The sequence below is a fragment of the Pseudomonas sp. GW456-12-1-14-TSB6 genome (assembly GCF_059424205.1).
The window spans coordinates 1-4127 of record NZ_JBWKZE010000063.1 but is presented as its reverse complement, the minus strand read 5'-3'; the positions used below and the strand labels follow the sequence as shown (position 1 = coordinate 4127).

Below are 4127 nucleotides of genomic sequence, written 5' to 3'. Positions count from 1 at the left end.
GGTGGCGGTAATGGAGGCGGCAACGGAGGCAATGGTGGGGGTCACGGCGGCAGCGGCAGTGGCGGCAACAGTGGCAGTGGCGGTGGTGGCAACAGTGGCCACAGCGGCAGTGACCACGGCTCGGGACATTCCGGCAACACGGCGTCATCCGGTCGCAGCGGCACGCATTCTGAACCCGGCGACGACCATGGTGTGCATCGGTCCGGAGAGATCGGTGATGACCACGGCGTGCATCGCGCTGGTGAAATCGGCGATGACCATGGTGTACACCGCGCTGGTGAAATCGGTGACGACCATGGCGTACATCGCGCTGGCGAGATCGGTGATGACCGTGGCGTACACGTTGGCGGCGAGCCTGGCGATGACAAGCGCGCCAACTGAACCGAACTGAAAGCACCGCAATCCCTGTGGGAGCTGGCTTGCCAGCGATGAGGCCTGGTCAGTTAAAGCATCACTAACTGACCCACCGCTATCGCGGGCAAGCCCGACTCACACAGGGCTCATCGGTGCCCACCAGTTCACCGCAAAACCTAGAGAGCGACATGATTCTGATCCAGCCGCTCACGCAAAAACTCGATCAACGCCTGCACCGGCCGCGATGCCTGACGATGCTGCGGGTACACCGCCGACAGGGTCAGCGGTTCCGGCCGAAACTCGTCCAGCACCGGCACCAGCCGCCCATCCTTCAGCGCCGCGCCGACAATGAACGTCGGCAGATAGGTAATCCCCATCCCCGCCACCGCCGCATCCCGCAGCAACTCACCGTTGTTGACGCGCATCCGCCCGGTGACATTCACCAGCAGCGGCTTGCCCTGCCCCGCATTGAACCGCCACTGCACCGAACGCCCGTGGCCGTAAGGCAGACAGTCGTGGCCAAGCAGATCTTCCGGTTTGACCGGCGTACCGCGTTCGGCCAGATACCCAGGACTGGCGCAATACACTCGCTCGATTGACGCGATGCGTCGGGCGATCAGGGTCGAGTCTTCCAGTACGCCGATACGCAGCGCCAGGTCGTAACCCTCGCCCAGCAGATCCACCGGCCGGTCGCTCAAGTCCACCTCCACCGTGACCTCGCGATAACGCTGCAGAAACGGCGGCAGCAGACAGCCCAGATGGGCCAGCGCAAACGACAGCGGCGCACTCACGCGAATCGCCCCGCGCGGCTCGGCGGTCTGCCCGGCGATGCCCTGCTCCACCGACTCCACTTCACCGAGCAAGCGCAGCGCCGATTCGTAATAGCTCTGGCCCAGCGGCGTCACGTCCAGGCGCCGGGTCGAGCGGTTGAGCAATCGCACGCCGAGGCGTTCCTCCAACTGCATCAACCGACGGCTGACGAACTGCTTGGACAGGCCCAACTGATCGGCCGCCGCCGTGAAGCTGCCGGAGTCCATGACCTGGCAAAAAATACGCATGTCTTCGAACGGGTTCATTGTCACTCTCTGGTTGACAGTTAAACGCTTTATAGCCGCTTTTTCACTTTCCGGCACCTCATTAATCTGTGCTCACGGTGTTGCTGAGGCCTGAAGCCCAGCGCCACAGCAGCCCGATCCCAAGGCATACAAAAACTCAAACGACTTAAAAAGGAATTGCACATGAACATCAAGAAAACCCTCGCCGCTTCCCTCCTCGCCCTGTCCATCGGCAACGCATTCGCCGCCGAAAGCACTGGCGTCGAACACACCACCCAGGCCTTCCTCGACGCCCTCGCCGCCGGCGGTGGCAAACCGCTCGAGCAATTGAGCCCGAAAGACGCCCGTGCGGTGCTGACCGGCGCCCAGGCTTCGGTGAAGGTTGACCTGTCCGGCGTTGAAGTCAGCGACAAGGCGATCAAGGTCGACGGCCAGACGATCAACCTGAAAGTGGTGCGTCCGGCCAAGGTCAAAGGCGAGTTGCCGGTGTTCATGTTCTTCCACGGTGGCGGCTGGGTGCTGGGCGACTTCCCGACGCACCAACGCCTGATTCGTGATCTGGTGGTGGGTTCTGGCGCGGTCGCGGTGTACGTCGATTACACGCCGTCGCCGGAAGCGCAGTACCCGACCGCGATCAATCAGGCTTACGCCGCAACCAAATGGGTCGCCGAGCACGGCAAGCAAATCGGTGTCGACGGCAAGCGTCTGGCGGTGGCCGGCAACAGCGTCGGCGGCAACATGGCGGCGGTTGTGGCGTTGATGGCCAAGGAACAGAAAACCCCGGCCCTGCGCTTCCAGTTGCTGATGTGGCCGGTGACCAACGCCGGGTTCGATAACGGCTCGTACCAGCAATTCGCCGAGGGCCACTTCCTGACCAAGGGCATGATGCAGTGGTTCTGGGACAACTACACCACCAACCCGGCCGAGCGTGCGCAGATCCATGCCTCGCCGCTCAACGCCAGCGCCGAACAGCTCAAGGGCCTGCCCGCCGCGCTGGTGCAGACCGCCGAGTTCGACGTGTTGCGTGACGAAGGCGAAGGCTACGCCCGCCACCTCGACGCGGCCGGTGTAGCGGTGACCTCGGTGCGGTACAACGGGATGATTCACGACTTCGGCCTGCTCAACCCGCTGAACGGGATTCCTGAAGTCAAAGCCGCCGTGCGCCAGGCAGCGGCGGAACTCAAGACCCATCTGAACTGAGTGCAACCCCTCGCCACACCTTCGGGTGTGGCGTTTTCTTTTGTGTCCGCCGGAGTTCACCTCATGAGCCTTTTTTCTGCCCATCTGCTGTCCTGGAGCGCCCTGCTGCTGGCGCTCGACGCCCTGCTCTGGCATCTCGCACCGTTCAAACATCGCGCCCCGCGGGTCGGTGTGCGGCTGGTGCTGTTTCTGGCATTCAGCGCGCTGGCCATCAACGCCGGCGTCAGCCCGTTGCAGGCACCATTGTTTGCCGATGACCCGGTGGCGCAACTCGGGGCGACAGCGCTGGGGATTCTCTGGTGGCTGTACGCCGCGCGGGTGCTGACCGAAGTCATCGGTCTGATCCTGATGCGCCGCATCGGCCACAGCGGCCGTCTGTTGCAGGACGTGATCGGTGCGCTGGTGTTTCTGGCGGCCATCGTCGCAGCGGCCGGTTATGTGCTGGATCTGCCGGTCAAAGGCCTGCTCGCGACCTCCGGCGTCGTGGCGATCGTCATCGGTCTGGCGCTGCAAAGCACCTTGGCCGACGTGTTTTCCGGCATCGTGCTCAACACCACCAAGCCGTATCAGGTGGATGATCTGGTGGTCATCGACGGCGTCGAGGGCAAGGTGCTCGACATCAATTGGCGTGCCACGCACCTGCTGTCCAGCAGCGGCACCCTGGCCGTGGTGCCGAACTCGGTGGCGGCCAAGGCCAAGATCGTCAACCTCAGCCGGCCGAACAACCTGCACGGCGTGTCGATCAGCATCAAGGTGCCGAACCACATCCGCCCGCGCCGGGTGCTCGACGCCCTCGACCGCACCCTGCAAGGCAGCAGCAGTTTGTTGTTGTCGCCTGCGCCGAAAGCGGTACTGAAAGAGGCCGGCGAAGAAATGTCGGAATACGTGGCCAGCGGTTTCATCGCCGAACTGGGCAAGAAAAGCGACGTGCGCAATCAACTGTTCGACCTCGCCCACCGCCACCTCGAAGCCGCCGGCATCTCGCGGCACCCGGATGGCGTGATCGAACCTTCGACCCGCGCCCGCGCGTTGCTCGATGAAGTGAAAATCTTCCGCTCGCTGAGCCATGAGGAACGCGATCGCCTCGCCGAATCGATGGTCGCGCAGCAGTACAGCGCCGGGCAGGTAGTGCTCAATCTGGAGGAAGTCCCGGACAGCCTGTTCGTCATCGCCACCGGCGTGGTCAGCGCCAGCGTGCCGGACGGCAACGGCTTCACCGAGGCCGGGCGCATGGGGCCGAGTGAGGTCATGGGCGAGCAGAGCATTCTGGCCGACACGCCTTCGCAGGCGACGTTCACCGCGCTGACGTCGTCGATCATTTATCGCCTCGACAAGAACCTGACTCGCCAGTGCATGGAACAGCGCAGTGAAGTGGGCCAGGCATTGAACAAGTTGCAGGCGGTACGGCAGCAGAACAGTCGGTTGGCGTTGATGGCCAAGCCTGTGCCGGTTCGTAAGGGTGGTTTTTTGGGGTGGTTGCAGAAGCGATAATTCACCGGGCTTTCAATCTTTTTTAAC

Annotated in this window: 3 protein-coding genes and 1 pseudogene; 3 read left to right on the top strand and 1 reads right to left on the bottom strand. The window is 63.2% G+C overall.

Translation table 11 applies throughout. From position 1 onward, the window contains the following. A pseudogene (locus AC07Y2_RS28655) lies at positions 1 to 381 on the top strand (hypothetical protein); the annotation flags it as partial. Positions 382 to 530: 149 nt separating this feature from the next. On the opposite strand, the gene AC07Y2_RS28650 reads toward AC07Y2_RS28655, so the two are convergent. Beyond that, on the bottom strand, positions 531 to 1430 hold the full coding sequence (locus AC07Y2_RS28650) for a LysR family transcriptional regulator (RefSeq protein WP_039773254.1): 900 nt from the start codon (positions 1428 to 1430) through the stop codon (positions 531 to 533). A 162-nt stretch (positions 1431 to 1592) separates the two neighbouring features. Here AC07Y2_RS28650 and AC07Y2_RS28645 point away from each other — a divergent pair, with 162 nt between their 5' ends. Together AC07Y2_RS28645 and AC07Y2_RS28640 are read left to right on the top strand one after the other, a co-directional pair. Next, positions 1593 to 2609, top strand: a complete 1017-nt coding sequence (locus tag AC07Y2_RS28645; protein ID WP_103387455.1) for an alpha/beta hydrolase — start codon at positions 1593 to 1595, stop codon at positions 2607 to 2609. Positions 2610 to 2672: 63 nt separating this feature from the next. Beyond that, positions 2673 to 4100, top strand: coding sequence for a mechanosensitive ion channel domain-containing protein (locus tag AC07Y2_RS28640; protein ID WP_074687720.1), 1428 nt, complete (start codon positions 2673 to 2675; stop codon positions 4098 to 4100). Positions 4101 to 4127 lie beyond the last annotated feature (27 nt).

Bases quoted from the DNA above. Each gene is read 5' to 3' on its own strand.
- AC07Y2_RS28650 (WP_039773254.1), bottom strand. From the start codon at position 1,430: ATGAACCCGTTCGAAGACATGCGTATTTTTTGCCAGGTCATGGACTCC.
- AC07Y2_RS28645 (WP_103387455.1), top strand. From the start codon at position 1,593: ATGAACATCAAGAAAACCCTCGCCGCTTCCCTCCTCGCCCTGTCCATC.
- AC07Y2_RS28640 (WP_074687720.1), top strand. From the start codon at position 2,673: ATGAGCCTTTTTTCTGCCCATCTGCTGTCCTGGAGCGCCCTGCTGCTG.